The 20395-nt window shown below is 71.4% G+C and carries 20 protein-coding genes and 1 pseudogene; 16 read left to right on the forward strand and 5 right to left on the reverse strand.

What is annotated here, in order from left to right; all coding sequences use genetic code 11:
- Positions 1-329 (reverse strand): annotated as a pseudogene (locus tag QR78_RS34550) (hypothetical protein); the annotation flags it as partial.
- A 160-nt stretch (positions 330-489) separates the two neighbouring features.
- Between QR78_RS34550 and QR78_RS29295 the strand changes: the two are divergent.
- From QR78_RS29295 to QR78_RS29315, 5 genes are all read left to right on the forward strand, one after another.
- Positions 490-2532, forward strand: a complete 2043-nt coding sequence (locus QR78_RS29295; RefSeq protein ID WP_048431147.1) for an NAD(+) synthase — start codon at positions 490-492, stop codon at positions 2530-2532.
- A gap of 78 nt (positions 2533-2610) precedes the next feature.
- Positions 2611-3255 carry a cysteine hydrolase family protein gene (locus QR78_RS29300; RefSeq protein ID WP_048431148.1) on the forward strand — a complete coding sequence of 215 codons (645 nt, stop codon included), beginning with the start codon at positions 2611-2613 and terminating at the stop codon, positions 3253-3255.
- 240 nt (positions 3256-3495) lie between these two features.
- Positions 3496-3723, forward strand: coding sequence for a hypothetical protein (locus QR78_RS29305; protein ID WP_048431149.1), 228 nt, complete (start codon positions 3496-3498; stop codon positions 3721-3723).
- 125 nt (positions 3724-3848) lie between these two features.
- A complete protein-coding gene (locus tag QR78_RS29310) occupies positions 3849-4241 on the forward strand; it encodes a PilZ domain-containing protein (protein WP_048431163.1) in 393 nt (130 codons plus the stop codon).
- A 479-nt stretch (positions 4242-4720) separates the two neighbouring features.
- Entirely contained in the window at positions 4721-5782 is a 1062-nt protein-coding gene (locus QR78_RS29315; RefSeq protein ID WP_048431150.1) for an MBL fold metallo-hydrolase, read from the forward strand.
- 25 nt (positions 5783-5807) lie between these two features.
- Here QR78_RS29315 and QR78_RS29320 read toward each other — a convergent pair whose 3' ends face one another.
- Together QR78_RS29320 and QR78_RS29325 are read right to left on the reverse strand one after the other, a co-directional pair.
- Positions 5808-6461, reverse strand: a complete 654-nt coding sequence (locus QR78_RS29320) for a hypothetical protein (RefSeq protein ID WP_048431151.1) — start codon at positions 6459-6461, stop codon at positions 5808-5810.
- Complete coding sequence (locus QR78_RS29325) at positions 6458-7687, reverse strand: ATPase (RefSeq protein ID WP_425284154.1); 1230 nt, start codon at positions 7685-7687, stop codon at positions 6458-6460. The genes QR78_RS29320 and QR78_RS29325 overlap by 4 nt, the downstream gene beginning before the upstream one ends.
- Before the next feature lie 248 nt (positions 7688-7935).
- On the opposite strand from QR78_RS29325, the gene QR78_RS29330 reads away from it, so the two are divergent.
- The 5 genes from QR78_RS29330 (at position 7936) to QR78_RS29350 (ending at position 12959) form a co-directional block, all read left to right on the forward strand.
- Positions 7936-9240, forward strand: a complete 1305-nt coding sequence (locus QR78_RS29330) for a cystathionine gamma-synthase family protein (protein ID WP_048431153.1) — start codon at positions 7936-7938, stop codon at positions 9238-9240.
- 124 nt (positions 9241-9364) lie between these two features.
- Complete coding sequence (locus tag QR78_RS29335; protein ID WP_048431154.1) at positions 9365-11155, forward strand: cation:proton antiporter domain-containing protein; 1791 nt, start codon at positions 9365-9367, stop codon at positions 11153-11155.
- Complete coding sequence (locus tag QR78_RS29340) at positions 11152-12255, forward strand: ATP-dependent DNA helicase (RefSeq protein WP_048431155.1); 1104 nt, start codon at positions 11152-11154, stop codon at positions 12253-12255. The genes QR78_RS29335 and QR78_RS29340 overlap by 4 nt, the downstream gene beginning before the upstream one ends.
- A 117-nt stretch (positions 12256-12372) precedes the next feature.
- Entirely contained in the window at positions 12373-12669 is a 297-nt protein-coding gene (locus QR78_RS29345) for a ribbon-helix-helix domain-containing protein (RefSeq protein ID WP_048431156.1), read from the forward strand.
- Positions 12666-12959: a type II toxin-antitoxin system RelE/ParE family toxin gene (locus QR78_RS29350; protein WP_048431157.1), complete on the forward strand. Its 294-nt coding sequence runs from the start codon at positions 12666-12668 to the stop codon at positions 12957-12959. Before QR78_RS29345 ends, QR78_RS29350 begins: the two co-directional genes overlap by 4 nt.
- Before the next feature lie 58 nt (positions 12960-13017).
- On the opposite strand, the gene QR78_RS29355 is transcribed toward QR78_RS29350, so the two are convergent.
- Together QR78_RS29355 and QR78_RS35210 are read right to left on the reverse strand one after the other, a co-directional pair.
- Positions 13018-13530: a P-loop nucleotide/nucleoside kinase family protein gene (locus QR78_RS29355; protein WP_048431158.1), complete on the reverse strand. Its 513-nt coding sequence runs from the start codon at positions 13528-13530 to the stop codon at positions 13018-13020.
- Between the two features lie 35 nt (positions 13531-13565).
- Positions 13566-13706: a hypothetical protein gene (locus QR78_RS35210; protein ID WP_158004093.1), complete on the reverse strand. Its 141-nt coding sequence runs from the start codon at positions 13704-13706 to the stop codon at positions 13566-13568.
- A 453-nt stretch (positions 13707-14159) separates the two neighbouring features.
- Here QR78_RS35210 and hslV point away from each other — a divergent pair, with 453 nt between their 5' ends.
- The 6 genes from hslV (at position 14160) to QR78_RS29385 (ending at position 20347) form a co-directional block, all read left to right on the forward strand.
- Positions 14160-14690 (forward strand): ATP-dependent protease subunit HslV, encoded by a 531-nt coding sequence (gene hslV / locus QR78_RS29360; protein WP_048431164.1) that lies wholly within the window; start codon positions 14160-14162, stop codon positions 14688-14690.
- Positions 14691-14752: 62 nt separating this feature from the next.
- The gene (gene hslU, locus QR78_RS29365; RefSeq protein ID WP_048431159.1) at positions 14753-16066 is read left to right on the forward strand and encodes an ATP-dependent protease ATPase subunit HslU; all 1314 of its coding nucleotides are present in this window, start codon (positions 14753-14755) and stop codon (positions 16064-16066) included.
- Positions 16067-16180: 114 nt separating this feature from the next.
- Positions 16181-17026, forward strand: a complete 846-nt coding sequence (locus QR78_RS29370) for an AAA family ATPase (protein ID WP_048431160.1) — start codon at positions 16181-16183, stop codon at positions 17024-17026.
- Between the two features lie 4 nt (positions 17027-17030).
- Positions 17031-17549: a SixA phosphatase family protein gene (locus QR78_RS29375; RefSeq protein ID WP_048431161.1), complete on the forward strand. Its 519-nt coding sequence runs from the start codon at positions 17031-17033 to the stop codon at positions 17547-17549.
- 77 nt (positions 17550-17626) lie between these two features.
- On the forward strand, positions 17627-18817 hold the full coding sequence (locus QR78_RS29380) for a hypothetical protein (RefSeq protein WP_053221157.1): 1191 nt from the start codon (positions 17627-17629) through the stop codon (positions 18815-18817).
- 63 nt (positions 18818-18880) lie between these two features.
- Positions 18881-20347: a YcjX family GTP-binding protein gene (locus QR78_RS29385; RefSeq protein WP_048431162.1), complete on the forward strand. Its 1467-nt coding sequence runs from the start codon at positions 18881-18883 to the stop codon at positions 20345-20347.
- Positions 20348-20395: the final 48 nt, after the last annotated feature.

Raw genomic sequence — 20395 nt, forward strand, 5'->3', positions numbered from 1 at the left:
GTCCCGCCCGGCGCGGGTGGAGCGTACGGGCTCTGGCTCCACGGCTCGGGCGGGGCGGCCGGGACCGGGCCGGGCTCGGACGGCGTCGGCCGCACGAGCGCGTCGGCCATCCAGCTCGGGGTGGCACGCCGGCTCAGGGCGTAGTCGCGTTGGGCCGGCGGGGCCGGCGGCGCGAAACGACGGGCGAGGATCGCCCGCAGGCTCATCACGGTCTGCGCCAGGACGCCGAGGGGGCGTCCCCGGTGCTCGGGCGGGCGCAGATGGTCGCGCACCCGCTGGGGCGCACGCGGCGAGGAGTCGGAGAAGGGTGGCCGTCCCGATTGTCTCATGATGCCGATTTGAGTGTGGGCGGCCCGCGGCCGCATCGCATGGGCCCAGTTAGCCACGGCATCGTTAACGGCGGATTAGGCACGGGCCCCCGGGTACCGGGTCGCGGGCCGGCGCGTTAAGGAACGGGGGCATTTCCGGCGAGAAGGGGCTGCCCGCACGATGTTCCGATCCCTCTACCGGCACGGTTTCGCCCGGGTCGCGGCCTGCGTCGGCCGCACCCACATCGCCGACCCGGACGCCAACGCGGCCGAGATCCTGCGGCTGGCGCAACGCTGCGACGCGGACGGCACGGCGGTGGCGGTGTTTCCCGAGCTCGGCCTGTCGGGCTATGCGCTCGAGGACCTGCTGCTGCAGGAGACCCTGCTCGCGCGGGTCGAGGGTGCCCTCGCCGCCCTGGTCGAGGCGAGCCGGGACCTGATGCCGGTCCTCGTCGTCGGGGCACCCCTGCGCCACCGCAACCGGGTCTACAACACCGCCGCGGTGATCCATCGCGGCCGGCTGCTCGGGGTGGTGCCGAAGAGCTACCTGCCGAACTACCGCGAGTTCTACGAGAAGCGCCACTTCGCCTCCGGCGCCGGGGTGACCGGCGAGACGATCCGCCTCGGCGCCCTGGAGGCGCCGTTCGGCACCGACCTGCTGTTTCCCGCCGAGGACCTGCCGGGCCTCGTCCTCGGGGTCGAGGTCTGCGAGGACATGTGGATCCCGGTGCCGCCCTCGGCGCTGGCAGCCCTCGCCGGGGCCACGGTGCTGGCCAACCTCTCGGGCAGCCCGATCACCATCGGGCGGGCCGACAACCGGGCGCTGCTCTGCCGCTCGACCTCGTCGCGCTGCCTGTCCGCCTACATCTACGCCGCGGCGGGCCCGGGTGAATCGACCACCGACCTGTCCTGGGACGGGCAGACCGCGATCTACGAGGACGGCGAGGCGATCGCCGAGGGCCCCCGCTTCCCGGCCGAGCCGCAGGTGACGAGCGCCGACCTCGACCTCGACCGGCTGGTCCAGGAGCGGGCCCAGATGGGCAGCTTCGACGACAACGCCCGCCAGGTCCTGGGATCCGCTCCCGCCTTCCGCCGGGTGCCGTTCCGGGTGGCCCCGCCGGAGGCGGATCTGGGCCTGCGCCGCAGGGTCGAGCGCTTCCCCTTCGTGCCGGCCGATCCCGCCCGCCTCGCCCAGGATTGCTACGAGGGCTACACGATCCAGGTCGCCGGCCTCGTCCAGCGCCTGCGGGCGATCGGCACCCGAAGGGTCGTGATCGGCATCTCGGGCGGTCTCGATTCGACCCACGCGCTGATCGTGGCGGCCCGGGCCTTCGACGAGCTCGGCCTGCCGCGCACCGACATCCTCACCTACACGATGCCGGGCTTCGCCACCTCGGACGAGACCAAGGGCAACGCCCACCGGCTGATGGCGGCGCTCGGCACCCGCGCGGCCGAGCTCGACATCCGCCCGGCCGCCCGGCAGATGCTCGCCGACATGGGCCACCCGTTCGGTCGCGGCGAGGAGGTCTACGACGTCACCTTCGAGAACGTGCAGGCGGGCCTGCGCACCGACTACCTCTTCCGGCTCGCCAACCAGCACGACGCCATCGTGATCGGCACCGGCGACCTGTCGGAGCTGGCGCTCGGCTGGTGCACCTACGGCGTCGGGGACCAGATGTCCCACTACGCGGTGAATGCCGGGGTACCCAAGACCCTGATCCAGCACCTGATCCGGTGGGTGATCGCCTCCGGCCAGTTCGAGGCGGAGGTCGGCGCCACCCTGGACGCCATCCTCGCCACCGAGATCTCGCCCGAGCTGGTGCCGGCCCGGGAAGGCGAGACGATCCAGAGCACCGAATCGAAGATCGGCCCCTACGCGCTGCAGGACTTCACCCTGTTCTACACGCTGCGCTACGGCTATCGCCCCTCGAAGATCGCCTTCCTGGCGCTGATGGCCTGGGAGGATGCCGGCCGCGGGCCCTGGCCGCCGGGATTCCCGGAGGCGAAGCGGGGGGCCTACGCCCTGCCGGAGATCCGGGCCTGGCTCGCGGTGTTCCTGCGCCGCTTCTTCGGCTTCAGCCAGTTCAAGCGCTCGGCCCTGCCGAACGGGCCCAAGGTGGCGGCCGGCGGCGCCCTCTCGCCCCGGGGCGACTGGCGCGCGCCCTCCGACGGCAACGCCCGGATCTGGCTCGACGAGCTGGAGCGCAACGTCCCGCAGGAATAGACCAGAAACCCCACAGGGGTATCTGCGTTGGTCGGGCCCCGGGGCCGAGAAGAGCCCCCGCACGGGAGCCCGACCCCGATGGCCGCCATCCCCGCCGACACCGATGCCCTGCCGAACGGCCCGCTCGACGGGCGGGCCGTGCATGTCTGCGTCGACATGCAGAACCTCTTCGCCGAGAAGACCGCCTGGCACACGCCCTGGATGGCGCGGGTGCTGCCGCGGGTGCGCCACCTCGCGGCGGTGGTCCCGGAGCGGACGTTGTTCACCCGCTTCGTCCCCGCCCGCCACCCGGGCGAGGGGCGGGGCTGCTGGAAGCGCTACTGGGAACGCTGGGCCGAGATGACGGTGGAGCGCCTCGGCGAGGCGATGGTGGATCTGGTCCCCGACCTTGCCGCCCTCGTGCCCCCCGGCGAGGTCGTCGACAAGACCGTGTACTCACCCTGGATGGAGCCGGGGCTGGAGAGCGCGTTGCGGGCGCGCCGGGCCGAGACCTTGGTGATCACCGGCGGTGAGACCGACGTCTGCGTGCTGGCGACCGTGCTCGGGGCGGTCGACCGCGGCTACCGCATCGTGCTCGCCACCGATGCGGTCTGCTCCTCGTCGGACGACACCCACGACGCGATGATGACCCTCTACCGGCAGCGCTTCGGACAACAACTCGAGATTGCGACCACCGGACAGATTCTGCAAAACTGGAATTTGTCCGAGTTGACGGAACGATGATGACCCGCCCAAGCTCGGCTGCCGGTTGTTTTCACGATGTTTCCCGCGTCGTCTCGCGGTTCCGAACCCGCACGTTTTCGTGATTGCATCGATCTGTGCCGGAACGCACTTGGCGAAACAGCCGAGATCGCGGTATCGCCCTACCGGATGGCTTGACATAGTCTCGGCCCAATCGGGCCTTACCGGATGGACGCCATGGTAGCACCTGCGAGGGCAGCACCTGCGAGCGGAGGCGATCCGATGCGAAGCTACAACCTGTTCTGCCTGAAGAGCCTCGACGGCCTGGTCTGCGCGGTGCCGGAGGACTACGCCGTGCCGGCTTTCGTGACCGAGGCCCGATGGGCGTTCGGCGGCAAGCTCGACGGCAGCACGCCCCGGCCTGTCGGCTTCGACGGTGCGGCTGCCGCGACCGCGGTGCGCTTCAACGGCTTCTACCTGTTCCAGAGCATGGGCGGCGGGCACGGCTGAGATCGGGCGCGCCGTCAGGGACGGGGACTCGGGGATCGCGGCGAACATTCCTTAAAGGTCCGCGGCGCATGATGCCCGCGAACCGAAACCCGCGAGGCCGAACGGGGCTGGCCGCCATGTCCGACATGTCCGAGCTGCGCAGGGAGACTCGCCTGCGGACGTTCCTGAAGGGGCGCATCATCTTCAACAACGGCAATTCCAGCATGGATTGCCTGATCCGGGACCTGTCGGGTTCCGGCGCGCGGCTGATGCTGAGCCAGACCGCCACCCTGCCGGACGGCTTCGATCTCTTCATCCCCGCCAAGGAACGGACTCACAAGGCGACCCTGCGCTGGCGCAAGGACGACAGCATCGGCGTCACCTTCGCGGAGGAACTCGTCCGCGCCTCTGCGCCGACCGCCGCGGAGCCATCTGTGGCGGCCCTGCTCGCCCGCATTCACGAACTCGAAGCCGAGAACGCCGCTCTGCGTCGGCAGCTCAAGGAAGCCGAGGCGATGCTGCTGGAGCGGACGGCGTAAGAATCCCATCGATCCGCCATCGTCCAGCGGAGCCACAACCGTCCTGCGAGGCGACTCCGCTGTACGCTGTCGCGTGATTGCGCAGCCCCCATCCCCGGCGGATTGCCGGTCGGCTCCCGTTGCCGAGCCGATCGATACCCCGAACATGCGAAGGGCCGCCCCGTTGCCGGGGCAGCCCTTCCATTGCCGAACCGCGGTCCGACCGATCGATCAGAATTGCATCAGCAATTCCGCAGGATCATCACCGATCCCGGATAGTTCGTCGTGCGCTCAGGCCGTGAAGCCGGAGGCGACGATCCAGGTCCGGCGCGCAGACGACCGCGGCTGATGACAATGAGACACTGGATCACCTCCTTCCTGTTGTTACCGATGGGTCGAATGTAACCATTCGGCGGCGTTGTGCAATGCGGTCCGGGCGCGGCGAAGGGTCCGCGGGCGCGCATCTTGACCCTGGCCTGCGATCGGTCATCTCCGCAGGCATGAAGAACCGTGGCTTCCTCAAGTTCGCCAGCGCCATGACGGTGATGACGCTCGGCGGCGTCGGCTACGCCGCGCACCGGCGCAGCCGCAACCCCTATTACAAGGGGCCCGTGAGCGACCATTTCGACGGGGTGAGGTTCTTCTCGCCGGGGCAGCCGCAGGACAAGGGCGTCGGCGAGGTCGCGCGCTGGCAGCTCGGCGGCGGGCGGGAGGCCTGGCCGGCCCAGGTCCCGAGCCCGTACCCGCAGGATGCGCCGCCCGAGCGGGTCGAGGGCCTGCGGGTCGTCCATATCGGTCATGCCAGCCTGCTGATCCAGGTCGCTGGCCGCAACATCCTGGTCGATCCGGTCTATGCCCGGCGCGCGAGCCCGGTGGGCTTCACCGGGCCGAAACGCGCCAATCCGCCGGGCATCGCCTTCTCGGCGCTCCCGCCGATCGACGCGGTGCTGATCACCCACAACCACTACGACCATCTCGACGGGCCGATCCTGGCCCGGCTCTGGGCCGAGCATGCCCCGACCTTCGTGGCGCCCCTCGGCAACGACGCGATCATCCGCAGCTACGACGCGACGATCCCGGTCGAGACCCGGGACTGGGGCGGATCGGTCGATCTCGGCGGCGGGATCGTCGTGCACCTGGTGCCCGCCTATCACTGGTCGGCCCGGGGCGTGAACGACCGGCGCATGGCGCTCTGGTGCGCCTTCGTGCTCACCACGCCGCGGGGCGTGGTCTACCATGTCGGCGATACCGGCTACGGCGACGGGGCGATCTTCCGGCCGGTGCGGGAGCGCTTCGGCGCGCCGCGCCTCGCCACCCTGCCGATTGGCGCCTACGAGCCGCGCTGGTTCATGCAGCCCCAGCACATGAACCCCGAGGAGGCGGTGCGGGTGTTTCGGGAGGTCGGGGCCGAGCAGGCGCTCGGCCACCATTGGGGCACGTTCCGCCTGACCAACGAGGGCCCGGGGGAGCCCGCCGAGGCGCTGGGCCGGGCGCTCGCGGCGGCGGACGTCCCGGCGGAGCGGTTCCTGGCGCTCCGCCCCGGGCAGGTCTGGGGCGGATGAGGGGATTCCGGCCGGGACGGCCGCCTCAGAGCTTCGAGGGGTCGAACCAGATGCAGCTGCGGGCGATCGTCGCGAAGTTGATCTCGGACTTGGCCGGCTGCGGCAGCACCTTGCCGTCCATCGCCACGGTGATCTGCTGGGAGGTGGTGCCGTCGCCGAAGGTCTGCGGCCGCGTGAGGTAGCAGTATTGCTGCTCGGGCTTCTGCTCGTCGCCCTTGAAGTTCCAGCCGGTCACGATCGTGCCGTCGAGGAACGGGACGGTCTTGAACACCGTGAAGCTGGTGCGCACCGCGGCACTGGCGGGCGCCTCCGACTTGCCCTGGTTGCCGGTGAGCGACGACACGTCGGGCAGGCCCTTGGAGGCCGGCAGGCCGCCCTCGATCTTGAGGGTGTTGTCGGCGAGCCGGACCTCGCCGCTCGTCTTCAGCGTCGTGGTCTCGAGGGCCTGACTGAGCGCCTTGGCGAGCGTGTCCGACGCGCTCCCGACCTCGTTCATCGTCGCGTAGCCGTAGAAGGCGGCGCCCAGCCCGGCGCCCGCCAGTCCCAGGAAGGCCCCGAGCCCGATCGCGCGAAAGAGAAAGGCGCGGGCGTTGGAGATCCGCGCCTCCGCCCGCAGGCGGCCGTTGACGTGCTGGGCGAGCGCGACGTTCTCCGGCGTGCCCGGTGCGAGGTAGCTCACGGTCTCGGTCTCTCGATGCGGTCGTCGTCGCGCGAAGGCGCCGCGGGGGGCGTGCCGGTCGGCGGCACGGTGGGCGAGCGGCGCTGGTCGAGGGGAATGGCGGCGCCGGAGGCCACCGCGGCCTCGCGCATCGCCCGCTGCGCGTCCTGGATCTGGGTCGCGCTCTCGGCCATCTGGTTGAGGAGAAGCGGCATGCCCTCGGCCTGCATCACCGTGTCGAGGTCGTCCTCGTCGCGGTAGGTCTTGCGCACCTGCACGGCGCAGAGCGCGAGCAGGGTCGAGGCGAAGGCGGCGCAGAGCGCCGGCGCAAAGACGAAGATGCGCAGGAAGGCGTGGACCTGCTGGTCGGTGACGTCGATCGGGTCGGCGCCGTACACCATGGCGGTGAAGGAGTGGAGCTGCGAGCGGCGCACCGCGTCGCGGTAGGCGCCCTCGGCCTCCGTCACCCGCCGGTCGGCGGCGGCGCGGTCGAGCTGCGCCCGGGCGGCGCGGGCCTCCGCCAGATTCTTGGCCACCACGGCGCGCTCGTCGCCGGCGGATTTCAGGCTGCCCGCGATGGTGGCGGTGCGCGGATCGGTGACGCAGCGCATGTAGCTGTAGCGCTTGCCGCGGCTGTTGGTGCCCGAGAGCCGCTCGCAGCGCTGGCCCGGCAGGCCGGCGAGCTGGGACGAGGCCTCGGTGGTGCGCCTCTCGAGCGAAGCGGCCTCCGCCGTGTACTGCGCCACCCGGGCATCGGCCTGGGCGATGCGGTTGTCGATCGTGCCGCGGTCGGCCTCGGCCTCCTTCAACAGGGTCCGGGCCTTCGAGGCCTCGGCGAGGCGGGGGTGGAACATCATCTCGCCGAGCTGCGACACCGACTTGGTGGTCACGCCCGCCGCCATCACGATGCCGACGATCGCGAGCGACTTGATCAGCCAGTCGCGCTGCACCCGGATCAGGATGCCGAGCGGCACCCGGCACAGCTCGATCGCCGCGTAGACGATCGGCGCCATCAGCATGAACCAGAAGCTCTGGTCGTTGCGGTCGGCATAGGTCTCGGCGAAGAACCACGCGCCGGCGAGCGAGGTGCAGATCACCAGCGCCTCGACCACGTAGGCGATGCCGACGTAGCCCCAGCGGATGCGGTATCCCTTGCGGACCGCCCGGTCCTGCTTCCAGGCGTCGGTCTCGTCGGCCCAGGCGCGCCGCTCGCGCACGATCACCCGATCGGGAGGCTGTCGGCCCATCACAACTCCTCGCCTCGCCCCCTCGGGGGCGGGTGCGTACACGGAATCTCAATCCTTCCCGCTAAGCGGGTTTTGCGCCGAAATTGCGCCCTGGGCGAGCGCGGGATGCCGCGGCGCAGCGTCCCGTTCGTGCTTTACGCACCGCAAAACGCGACGGACCGCGTTAGATTCATCGCGTGTGGCGCCGTCAGGCGCCGAATCCGACGCCGCTCGAGCCGGCGTCGCCAGAGACCGGAGCGAGGCCCCGCATGTCGGACGACCGCTACCACAAGGACCGTTTGGGCAACCGCCGGCTGGCGCCCGAGACCCTGATGCTCGGCTACGGCTACGATCCGGCCCTGTCGGAGGGGGCGGTGAAGCCGCCGGTCTTTCTCACCTCGACCTTCGTGTTCACCTCCGCCGAGCACGGCAAGGACTTCTTCGACTACGTGTCGGGGCGGCGCGAGCCGCCGGCCGGCGAGGCGGCGGGCCTCGTCTATTCCCGCTTCAACCACCCCAACAGCGAGATCGTCGAGGACCGCCTGGCGGTGTTCGAGGAGGCTGAGGCCGCGCTCCTGTTCTCGTCGGGCATGTCGGCCATCGCCACCGTGATCCTGGCCCATGCCCGGCCCGGCGACGTGGTGCTGCATTCCCAGCCGCTCTACGGCGGCACCGAGACGCTGATCGCCAGGACGCTCGCCGGCCTCGGTATCGGCGCCGTCGGCTTCCAGGACGGCACCGACGAGGCGAGCATCGCGGCCGCCGCCGACGCCGCGACGGCCCTGGCGCGGAAGGGCGGCGGGCGCGTCAGCGTCGTGATGGTCGAGACCCCGTCGAACCCCATGAACACGCTGGTCGACCTCTCGCTCGTCCGCGCGGCGGCCGACCGGATCGGCGCCGGCCAGGGGGACCAGGCGCCCGTGGTCGTCTGCGACAACACCCTGCTCGGCCCGCTCTTCCAGCATCCGCTGCGGCACGGCGCCGACATCTCGGTCTACTCGCTGACGAAATACGTCGGCGGCCATTCGGACCTCATCGCCGGGGCGGCGCTGGGGTCGTCGGCCCGGATGAAGCCGGTGCGGCTGCTGCGCTCGGCGATCGGCACCCAGCTCGATCCGCATTCGTGCTGGATGCTCGGGCGGTCGCTCGAGACCCTGACCCTGCGGATGGAGAAGGCCAACCGCAACGGCGAGATCGTCGCGGAGCGCCTGCGCGCCCACCCGAAGGTGACGAAGCTCCACCATCTCGGCCATCTCGAGCCCGGCTCCGGCGCGGCCCGGGTCTACGCGGCGCAATGCGCGGCGCCCGGCTCGACCTTCTCGTTCGACGTCGCGGGCGGCGAAGCGGAGGCGTTCCGGGTGCTCAACGCGCTCCAGCTGTTCAAGCTCGCGGTGAGCTTAGGGGGCACCGAATCGCTCGCGAGCCACCCGGCCTCCACCACCCATTCGGGCGTGCCGAAGGCGGTGCGCGACCGGCTCGGCATCACCGACGCGACGATCCGGGTCTCCATCGGCATCGAGCATCCGGAGGACCTGGCGGCCGACTTGCAGGCCGCTCTCGCCACCCTGGATTGAAAAGCGCCGGGCGCGGCCCGTTTTGGCTTGCCCCGGCGGGGGCCCTCCGCATGATGGCGCCGCCCCGGCCGCGCCTCGTCGGCGGGGCCCCCTCCCGCGAACCGAGAAGGCCCCGCCGCTCCCGATGACCGAGCACGCCGCGTCCGGCTCCTACAAGGAAGTCATCCTGTTCCTGGTCACCGCCGGGATCGTGGTGCCGCTGTTTCACCGCCTGCGCGTCAGCCCGGTCCTCGGCTTCATCGGGGCGGGCGCGCTTCTCGGGCCGTCCGGCCTCGGGCGGCTCACCGAGACGGTGCCGTGGCTGGGTGCGGTGACGATCTCGAACCGCACCGAGATCGCGCATCTCGCCGAGCTCGGCGTGGTGTTCCTGATGTTCATGATCGGGGTCGAGCTGTCCTGGGAGCGGCTGCGCATCCTGCGCCGCCTGGTCTTCGGCCTCGGCTCGCTGCAGGTGGTGGTGTCGGGCCTCCTCGTCGGGGCGGTGCTGATGGCGCTCGAGGTGCCGCCCACCGCCGCGATCCTGGTCGGGCTGGCGCTCGCGCTCTCCTCCACCGCCATCGTGCTGCCGGTGCTCGCTGAGCAGAAGCGCCTCAACACGCCGGCCGGCCGGGCGAGCTTCGCGGTGCTGCTGTTCCAGGACCTCGCCGTCGCGCCGGTCCTGTTCGCCATCGCGGTGCTCGGCCGCAAGGACGGCGACGCGGTCACGGGCCTCGCCATCGCGCTCGGCCAGGCCGCGGTGGCGCTGGCGCTCCTCGTCGGCGTGGGGCGGCTCGGCCTGCGGCCGCTGTTCCAGCTCGTCGCCCGCACCCGCAGCCCCGAACTGTTCATGGCGGCCTGCCTCCTCGTCATCGCGGCCACCGCCCTCGTCGCCGCGGCGAGCGGCCTGTCGATGACGCTCGGCGCCTTCGTGGCCGGGCTGCTGCTCGCCGAGACCGAGTACCGCCGGGCGATCGAGGCGACGATCGATCCGTTCAAGGGCCTGCTGCTGGGGGTGTTCTTCGTCTCGGTCGGCATGGGCATCGACCCGGCGGTCCTGATGAAGACGCCGCTCACCATCCTCGGCCTCGCCCTCGGGCTCCTCGTCCTCAAGGGCGGGGTGATCTTGGGCGTCGGCACGGCGTTGCGCCTGCCCCGGGCGGTGGCGCTCGAATCCGCCCTGCTGCTCGGGCCCGGGGGCGAGTTCGCCTTCGTGCTCGTCGGCAGCGCGCTCGCCGCCGGGCTGGTGCCCGAGGATCTCGGCCAGGCGGCGCTCGTCGTCACCACCGCCACGATGGTGATGATCCCGGGGCTCGCCGCGCTCGCCCGCCGCCTCGGCCGGCGGATCGACCGGACGTCGCTCGGCCGCGCCCGGGCCGAGCCGCCCCCGGCGGAGCGCCAGCCCGGACGGGTGATCGTGGCGGGCTACGGCCGGGTCGGCCGGCTCGTCGCCGAGATGCTGGCCCGCCACAAGGTGCCCTACATCGCCCTCGACATGGACGCCGCCCGCGTCGCCGACCAGCGCCGCCTCGGCAACCCGGTCTATTTCGGCGATTCGGCCAATCCCGATCTCCTGCGCCGCTGCGGCATCGACACCGCCCGGGCGCTGGTCGTCACCCTCGATCAGCCCCGCGCCGTCGAGGCGGTGGTGGCGGCCGCCCGCGCCGAGCGGCCGGACCTGACCATCGTGGCCCGCGCCCGGGACGCCCGCCACGCCACCGCCCTCTACGAGATGGGCGTCGACGATGCCGTGCCGGAGACGATCGAGGCCTCGCTCCAGCTCTCGGAAGCCGTGCTGGTCGATGTCGGAGTGCCGATGGGCCTCGTCATCGCCTCGATCCACGAGCGCCGCGACGAGTTCCGGGCGATCCTGCGCCGCAAGGAGGCACCGCCGGCCCCCGCCTTCCAGGCCCGCCGCACCGTGGGGAAAGCGCCGTGACGGGTCTCGGCTCGCAGCAGGAAGCGGCGCTCAAGGCGGTATCGGACTGGCTGAAGCGCGGCAGCCCGCAGGTCTTCCGCCTGTTCGGATTCGCCGGCACCGGCAAGACCACGCTCGCCAAGCGCCTCGCCGAGGACGTCGACGGCGGGGTGCTGTTCTGCGCCTATACCGGCAAGGCGGCGTCCGTCATGCGCGCGCGGGGCTGCCCCGACGCCTCGACCATCCACAGCCTGATCTACCGCACCCGCGAGGATACCGAGGGCGGGCCGGCCTTCACCCTCAACCGCACCGGGCCGGTCAGCAAGGCGGCCCTCGTCGTGATCGACGAATGCTCGATGGTCGACGGCGACCTCGGCAACGACCTCCTGTCCTTCGACACGCCGGTCCTGGTGCTGGGCGATCCGGCGCAATTGCCGCCGGTGAAGGGCGGCGGCTTCTTCACCGAGGCCGAGCCCGACGTGATGCTGACGGAAGTCCACCGCCAGGCCGCCGACAACCCGATCGTGCGCCTCGCCATGACGGTGCGGGAGGGCGGGCGCCTCGAATTCGGCCGCTACGGCGAGAGCCGCGTGATCCCGCGCCGCGACATCGACCCCGAGACGGTGCTCGCCGCCGACCAGGTCCTGGTCGGGATGAACCGCACCCGGCGGCTCTATAACGGCCGCATCCGCGAACTGATCGGCCACGCCGACCCGATGCCGGCGGTGGGCGAGAAGCTGGTCTGCCTGCGCAACGACCGGACCAAGGGCCTGCTCAACGGCTCGACCTGGACCGTGCAGGCCCTGCGCGCCGCCCCGCGCCCCGACCTCGTGCGCCTCGACGTGGTGCCGGAGGACGATCCGGCCGTGCGCCGCAAGCCCCAGGACATCCGGGTCCTGCGCTCGGTCATCGCCGGCAGCGACGAGGAGGTACCGGCGATCCTGCGGCGCGAGACCGAGGAATTCACCTACGGCTACGCGCTCACCGTCCACAAGGCGCAGGGCTCGCAATGGGATCGTGTGGTGCTGTTCGACGAATCCTACGCCTTCCGCGAGCACCGGGCGCGCTGGCTCTACACGGCGCTGACCCGGGCGGCGGAGGCGATCACGGTGGTGGTGTAGAGCCGGCGTCGTTCCGCCCCCTCGCTTGGGGCCCGACAATGCGCGTATGATGATCGTGATGTGGCGTATCGTGCGGGTTCCGTGACGGACGCGCCGTCTCTTCCGGCGAGGTTTCCGGTGGCTGCTGTCGAGACCATCACCGTCGATCTTCCGTCCGAGATCGCCGAGTCCGTGCATCAGGCCGTCGAGGCGGGCGAGTACACCTCGACGAGCGAGGCGATCGGGGATGCGGTGCGCTTGTGGAAGCAGCATCGAGACTTCAGCGATGACACGCAAGGCTACTCGACCGAGGAGTTGCGCGAACTGGTCCGCGAAGGTCTGGAGAGCGGACCGAGTCCGTGGGACAGCATGGCGGAGATCAAGGCCGAGGCACGACGGCGCTGGGAGGCGGCGGCCGCGAAGGTCGATCGGTGAAGACGATTCGGCGCACCCGCCGAGCCGCCGAGGATCTGATCGACATCTGGTCGACCGTCGCGGGAGACGATCCGAGCGCTGCCGACCGATTGCTCGACGCGATCGAGCAACGACAGCATCAACTCAGGATGCATCCTTATTCGGGTGTATCGCGCGAGGAGATCGCTCCCGGCCTCCGGCATCTTGTGATCGGACAGTATCTGATTCTCTATCGTGTCGAGGCGGAGGCTATCGAAATCGTCCGCGTGCTCCACGGCCGGCGCAAGCTCGATCGATCGATCGATGTTTGAACGATGATCGACGCCTCGCTGATCAATCGAAGTGCCTGGATATGCGCCGGTCCAACGATCAACCCTGCCGATTCCACGTCTCGATCCCCAGCACGGCGGAGACGGCCTCCGAAGGTGACAAGGCCGCGCTGTCGATGACCAGACGCGGCCGGTCCCAAGGCGCGTAGTCGAGGCGCTGGATCGCCTCCCACGAGGGCGGAACGAGGCCGGGAATGTCGCAGACCCGCCCCTCGACGCGGCGGCGATGCTCTTGCGGGTCCGAGCACACGACCTCGACCTCGATCAACCGCGCCGCGGCCCGGGCGGCTACCGCCCGCCATCCCTCGCGGCTGGCCGTGACCGGGTTGACGCAATCGGCCACGACGACCCGCCCGTCGCTCAGGTTCGCGCCCGCGAGCGCCTGCGCCACCGCGTAGCCGGACGCACCGACGGGGCCGGCCAGGACGCCCGCATCCCGGATCGCCTGCTCGATGACGTCGATGCGCAGATGGGTCGCCGCGAGGGCTTGCGCGACAGCCCGGGAGATCCTCGTCTTCCCGGTCCCGGGCAGGCCGGCGAACACGATCAGCATCGCGAGGCTCCTCGGCATCGGTCCTCGCTCCGACCTTATTCGCCGGCGGCCTGCCGCTGCTCGATCTCCCGCGTCTTGCGGTCGTAACGATCCGACGCGACCTTGAGAGCGAGCAGACCGCCGGCGATCAGCGCGGCGCTCACGCCGAGGATCTGCCATGCGTAAGCGGTGGTCATCGTTTGTCAGTCCTCTGCCCTGAGAAATCGAAGCGCAGCCTGACCGGCGAGGTGGAAGCATACGGCCGCGACGAGGAGAAGTCCTCCGCCATGCGCGAAAACATCGTATCGGCCCTGCGCGATCGGAATCACGAAGGTCGCGCCGAAGACGGCGATGGCCAGTGAATTGAACAGGGAAGCGAGCCGCTTGGCTCCCTCGTTGAATCATTTCGCGCGGTGCTTCGGGTCGCCGTGAGGCATCGGATGTCCGGCGGGAGCGATCGAGTGTCGTTTCGCGCTATCGTATCACATCACCCTGCGTCAGGTAGGCGTCGGACACCAGGATCTCCGCTCCGCACCCGACCCCCGGCTGGACGAACGCCCCGCGAACCCCCACCTACGCCGCAGCACGACGAAGACAGCCTGCCCGGAGAGACATCCTTGGCCAACGACGACGCGGGGGGCGCCCCCCGCATGCATGCGACGACGATCCTGATGGTGCGCAAGGGCGGCCGGGTGGTGATCGGGGGCGACGGGCAGGTCAGCCTCGGCCAGACCATCGTCAAGGGCAATGCCCGCAAGGTGCGCCGCCTCGCCAAGGGGTCGGTGATCGGGGGGTTTGCCGGCGCCACCGCCGATGCCTTCACGCTGTTCGAGCGGCTGGAAGCGAAGCTCGAGCAGTATCCGGGCCAGCTCACACGCGCCTGCGTGGAACTCACCAAGGACTGGCGCACCGACCGCTACCTGCGCCGCCTCGAGGCGATGATGTTGGTGGCCGACAAGGATGTGAGCCTGCTCCTGTCGGGCGCCGGCGACGTGCTGGAGCCCGAGGGCGGCGTGATGGCGATCGGCTCGGGCGGCAACTACGCGCTCGCCGCCGCCCGGGCGCTGGAGGAGCAGGACCTCGACGCCGAGGCGATCGTGCGCCGCGCCATGCGGATCGCCGCCGAGATCTGCGTCTATACGAATGGCAGCCTGGTGATCGAGAGCCTGGACGCCGCCTGACGGCGGGACCGCCCGGATCTCACCCCACTCGCACAGGGCCGCAGGCCCGCTCGAAGAGCCTCATGACCACCTTCTCCCCCCGCGAAATCGTCTCCGAGCTCGACCGCTACATCGTCGGCCAGGGCGACGCGAAGCGCGCGGTCGCGATCGCGCTGCGCAACCGCTGGCGCCGCCAGCAGCTCCAGGGCCCGCTCCGCGAGGAGGTGGCGCCCAAGAACATCCTGATGATCGGCCCGACCGGCTGCGGCAAGACCGAGATCTCGCGCCGCCTGGCGCGGCTCGCGGGGGCGCCGTTCCTGAAGGTCGAGGCGACGAAGTTCACGGAAGTCGGCTATGTCGGCCGCGACGTCGAGCAGATCGTGCGCGACCTCGTCGAGGTCGGGATCGGCCTGAAGCGCGAGGAGAAGCGCCGCGGCGTCCAGGCCCAGGCGGAGGCGGCGGCCGAGAACCGGGTGCTCGATGCCCTGGTCGGACCGACCGCCAGCCAGGCCACCCGCGACGCCTTCCGCAAGCGCCTGCGGGCCGGCGAGCTCGACGACAAGGAGGTCGAGCTCGAACTGGCGGGCGGCGCCCCGCAGGGGATGCCGATGTTCGAGATCCCGGGCATGCCGGGTGCGGCCATGGGGGCGATCAACCTCGGCGACATGCTCGGCAAGGCGCTCGGCAACCAGAAGGGCAAGCCGCGGCGCATGACCGTGCGCGACGCCCACGGGCCCCTGATCAGCGAGGAATCCGACAAGCTCCTCGACCAGGACAGCGTGGTTCAGGAGGCGCTTCGCGACGTGCAGGACAACGGCATCGTCTTCCTCGACGAGATCGACAAGATCTGCGCCCGGGAAGGACGCTCGGGCGCCGACGTCTCGCGCGAGGGCGTGCAGCGCGATCTCTTGCCCTTGATCGAGGGCACCACGGTGGCGACCAAGCACGGGCCGGTGAAGACCGACCACATCCTGTTCATTGCCAGCGGCGCCTTCCACGTCTCGAAGCCCTCCGACCTGCTGCCGGAGCTGCAGGGGCGGCTGCCGATCCGGGTCGAGCTGAGCCCGCTCACCGTCGACGATTTCCGCCGCATCCTGACCGAGACCGAGGCGAGCCTGACCAAGCAGGCGGTCGCCCTGATGGGCACGGAGGGCGTCACGATCGACTTCACCGCGGACGCCATCGATGCGCTCGCCAAGGTCGCCGTCGACGTGAATTCCTCGGTCGAGAATATCGGCGCGCGCCGGCTCCAGACGGTGCTGGAGCGGGTGCTCGACGATGTGTCGTTCACCGCACCCGACCGTTCCGGCGAGACGGTGACGATCGACGCGACCTATGTCCGCGACCGGGTCGAGAGCCTGGCGCAGAACGCGGATCTGAGCCGGTTCATCCTCTGAGCCGGGCCGCCCGGATGCCCCGGCACCCGGGCGAACCGCCAGGGCGGGTCTCGCCAGCACGGCCGTCCCCGCATAGGGTCGGGCCGGATCCTCGAACGACGTGACACGAGCCCGATGCGCTTTTCCGGAACCGAGAACTACGTCGCCACCGGCGACCTGACCATCGCGGTCAATGCCGCCATCACCCTGGAGCGGCCGCTCCTCGTCAAGGGCGAGCCCGGCACCGGCAAGACCGTGCTGGCGGAGGAGATCGCCCGGGGCCTGGGCGCCCCGCTGCTGACCTGGCACATCAAGTCGACCACCAAGGCGCAGCAGGGCCTCTACGAGTACGACGCGGTCTCGCGCCTGCGCGATTCGCAGCTCGGCGACCCGCGGGTCTCCGACATCGCCAACTACATCCGACGCGGCAAGCTGTGGGACGCCTTCACGGCCCCCGAGCGACCGGTGCTCCTGATCGACGAGATCGACAAGGCCGACATCGAATTCCCGAACGACCTCCTGCTCGAACTCGACCGGATGGAGTTCCACGTCTACGAGACCGGCGAGACGGTCCGGGCGGCGCGCCGCCCGATCGTCATCATCACCTCGAACAACGAGAAGGAGCTGCCGGACGCCTTCCTGCGCCGCTGCTTCTTCCACTACATCAAGTTCCCGGACGCCGACACGCTGAAAGCCATCGTCGACGTGCACTATCCGGGCATCAAGCAGCGCCTGGTCGAGGAGGCCCTGCGGATCTTCTTCGAGGTGCGCGAGGCCCCGGGCCTCAAGAAGAAGCCCTCGACCTCCGAACTCCTCGACTGGCTGAAGCTGCTGATGGCCGAGGATATCGGCCCGGATAGCTTGCGCGAGCGCGATCCCCGCAAGCTGATCCCGCCGCTGCACGGGGCATTGCTGAAGAACGAGCAGGATGTCGGGCTTTTCGAGAAGCTCGCTTTCCTGAGCCGCCGCGAGGGACGCTAGAGCGATGCGCCGCCTGATCCTCCTGCGCCACGCCAAGTCCGACTGGCTGGACGGCGCCTCCGACCTCGAGCGGCCGCTCGCCCCCCGCGGCCGGGAAGCCGCCCCGAAGATGGCCGCCTACCTGGCGGCGGAGGGCCTGATCCCCGACCGGGTGCTGGTCTCGCCGGCCCGCCGCACGCAGGAGACCTGGGATCTCGTCCGGCCGGCCCTCGGGACCGTGCCGGACGAGACCGTGCCGCAGATCTACGAGGCGCCGGTCTCGCGCCTCCTCGACGTGGTGCACAGCCTCCCGGACGAGGTCGCGACCGCCCTGATGATCGGCCACAATCCGGGCTTCCAGGACCTCGCCCGGCTCCTGTCGAAGCCCGGGGACGAGCGCCGCACCCTGACCAAGAAGTACCCGACGGCGGGGATCGCGGTGATCGATCTGCCGGTGGCGTCGTGGGGCGAGGTCGAGGCCGGGGAGGGCAATGTCGAGCGGTTCGTGACGCCCAAGACCCTGGGGCACGGCGAGGACGAGTGAGGGTGGGCTGCGGCGAACCGGATCGCCCCCAAGGCCGTTTGTGAGAGCCGAGCCTCGAACGGAGACCCGCGGGCCCCGTGATCCTCACCACCTTCCTCGCCCTGAGCCTCGCGGCCGGACCCGCCGCGGAGGCCGCCGCCGCCCTGGTCAGGGACGGCGCGACGCGCCTCCAACTCGGCCTTCATGACGGCCTTACCGCGGCTGCGGCTTCCACGGCGTCGGCGCACGAAATGCCGGTGTACCGGCCCGAGGCCCGGGCGGTGTCGAACTGGCGCAGCGAGACCAGGGACGGGCTTCTGCCGCTCTCGCTGGCCTGGACCGCCTGGGCGGCGCCGGCCGACCCGGCCTTCGTGGCGCGCTGCGTCAAGCTCAACAATTACTGGTGCATCAAGCGGGCGCGCTGGGACGGCGAGATCGGCGGCGACCAGGAGGGCCATACCGGCTTCGCCACCGCCGGGCAGGGGGCCGATGCCGCCGTGTCGCTGCTGCGGCGCTATTACGGCGAGTACGGGCGTCGCTCGGCCCTCGCCATCGTCCGCCGCTGGGCGCCGGCGGAATGCGCCGCGCCGGTGGCGATCCGCGGCGGGCCCGTGCGCGCTGCCGCGCGCCCCGCCACGCCGGCGCTCGCCGCCCTGGCGCCGCAGGGCCTCGGCCGCACCCTGCGGGCACGCTTCCTCGCCACCCACGGCCGGGGCGGCGCGCCCCGGCGGGTCGCCCGCGCCCCCGTCCGCCCGGTCGCCGGCGATGCCCTGCGAGTCCAGCCCTGGTCGGCGCTCGCCCGGATGCGGGGCCGGCCGCGCCCGCCCCTGCGCGCCGTCAAGGCGGCACCGCTTCCCACCATCGCCACCGGCATCGGCGAGGCGCCGCGCAGCGCCGCCGCGATCGAGCCGGGCCGGATCCTCGACGGCGCTCGGCTGGCCGCGGAAGCCGCCGCCCTGCCGACGCTCGCCGCCGTCCCGGCCTCGTCCCTGCCGCCGGCCTTGCGGCCGCCCGCGCCCCTCTGCGGCTCCGACGAGATCCGCATCCAGGCCTATGCCGCCCGCATCGCCGGCAGCGTCGGGGTCAAGCCCGGCGACGATCTCGGCCTGTTCACGGCGGACGGGCAGGCCACCGCGCGCCTCGCCCCCGTCCTGCTGGCGATGTCGTCGGTCGAGCTCGGGGCGCTGCGGGCGAGCCCCGCCCTCGTCGCCGCGGCGATCGCGCGAGCCGATACGGAGCGGACGGCCGCGCGCCGGCAGGCCGAGGCCGGCCCTCCGCCGGCGCCCTGAGCCCTTGCGGAAGCCTGTTGCCCGCGCCACCTCCCGGACCAGACCAAGCGAGAGCGTATCCGCGTGCCGCCCCTGACCGATTTCGCCGCGCGTGCCGGCTCCCTCGTCAAATCCGTCACGGAAGCCACGCGCTCCCTGGCCGAGGCCTCGAACGACCTCCTGGTCCAGCCGACGGTGCGCCTCGGCGTCACCGGCCTCGCCCGGTCGGGCAAGACGGTGTTCACCACCGCGCTCGTCCACCAGCTCACCGGCCTGCACCCGCTGCCGGCCTTGCGCGCCTCGCAGGAGGGGCGCCTGCGCCGGGCCCGGCTGGTACCCCAGCCCGACGACGCGGTGCCGCGCTTCTCCTACGAGGACCACCTGGCGGCGCTGACCGAGGCCCGGCGCTGGCCGCGCTCGACCGACCGGATCAGCCAGCTGCGCCTCGAGATCGACTACGAGCGCAAGAGCGGCTGGCGCACCGGCCCGGCAAGCCTGATGGTCGACATCGTCGATTATCCGGGCGAGTGGCTGCTCGACCTCGCCCTCATCGAGCAGACCTACGAGGGCTGGTCGCGCGAGACGATCATCGCCGCCGAGCGCCCCGGCCGGGCCGCGATGGCGGCGCCCTGGCTCGCCTCCCTGCGGGCCCTCGACCCCAACCAGCCCCTCGACGAGATCGTGGCCGAGCGGGCGAGCGAGGCCTTCACCACCTACCTTGCCGCGGTGCGCGCCGGCCCCGAGGCGGTGGCGACGACACCGCCGGGCCGCTTCCTGATGCCGGGCGACCTCGCCGGCTCGCCGGCGCTCACCTTCGCGCCGCTGATCCTCGACGGGCCGGTCAACCCCGACAGCCTCGGCGGCCTGATGCAGCGCCGCTTCGAGGCCTACAAGAGCCGGGTGGTGACGCCGTTCTTCCGCGACCATTTCCAGCGCATCGACCGCCAGATCGTGCTGGTCGACGTGCTGGCGGCGGTCGATGCCGGGGCGGCGGCGCTCGCCGAGCTGGAAGAGGCCCTCGACCGGGTGCTGATGAGCCTGCGGGTCGGGCGCAACACCGTGCTGTCGCGGCTCTTCGCGCCGCGGGCCGACAAGATTCTCTTTGCCGCCACCAAGGCCGACCACCTCCACCACGCGAGCCACGACCGGCTCGACGCGCTGCTGCGCCTCCTCGTCGCCCGCTCCTTGCGCCGCACCGAGGCCGCGGGCGCCCATGTCAGCACCCAGGCGCTCGCCTCCGTCCGCTCGACCCGCGAGACGGTGGTGCATGACGGGCCGCAGGCGTTCCGGGCGGTGGCCGGCACGCCGGAGGCCGGCGAGAGCATCGACGGCGAGACCTTCGACGGCGAGACCGAGGCCGCGATCTTTCCCGGCGAGCTGCCGGAGCGGCCGGAAGCCGTGCTGGAGGGCGCGGTGACGCCGGGCTCGCTGCGCTTCCCGCGCTTCCGCCCGCCGGCCGTCGCCCGCGATGCGCTGGGCCGCCCGGGCCGCCTGCCGCAGATCCGGCTCGACCGCGCCCTGAACTTCCTGATCGGCGACCGCCTCGCCTGAGGGCTTTTGCATGACCCAGCCGCCCCCCTCGAAGCCCCGGGCCTTCCG

Origin of the sequence: Methylobacterium indicum (assembly GCF_001043895.1) — a bacterium.
Lineage (GTDB): Bacteria > Pseudomonadota > Alphaproteobacteria > Rhizobiales > Beijerinckiaceae > Methylobacterium > Methylobacterium indicum.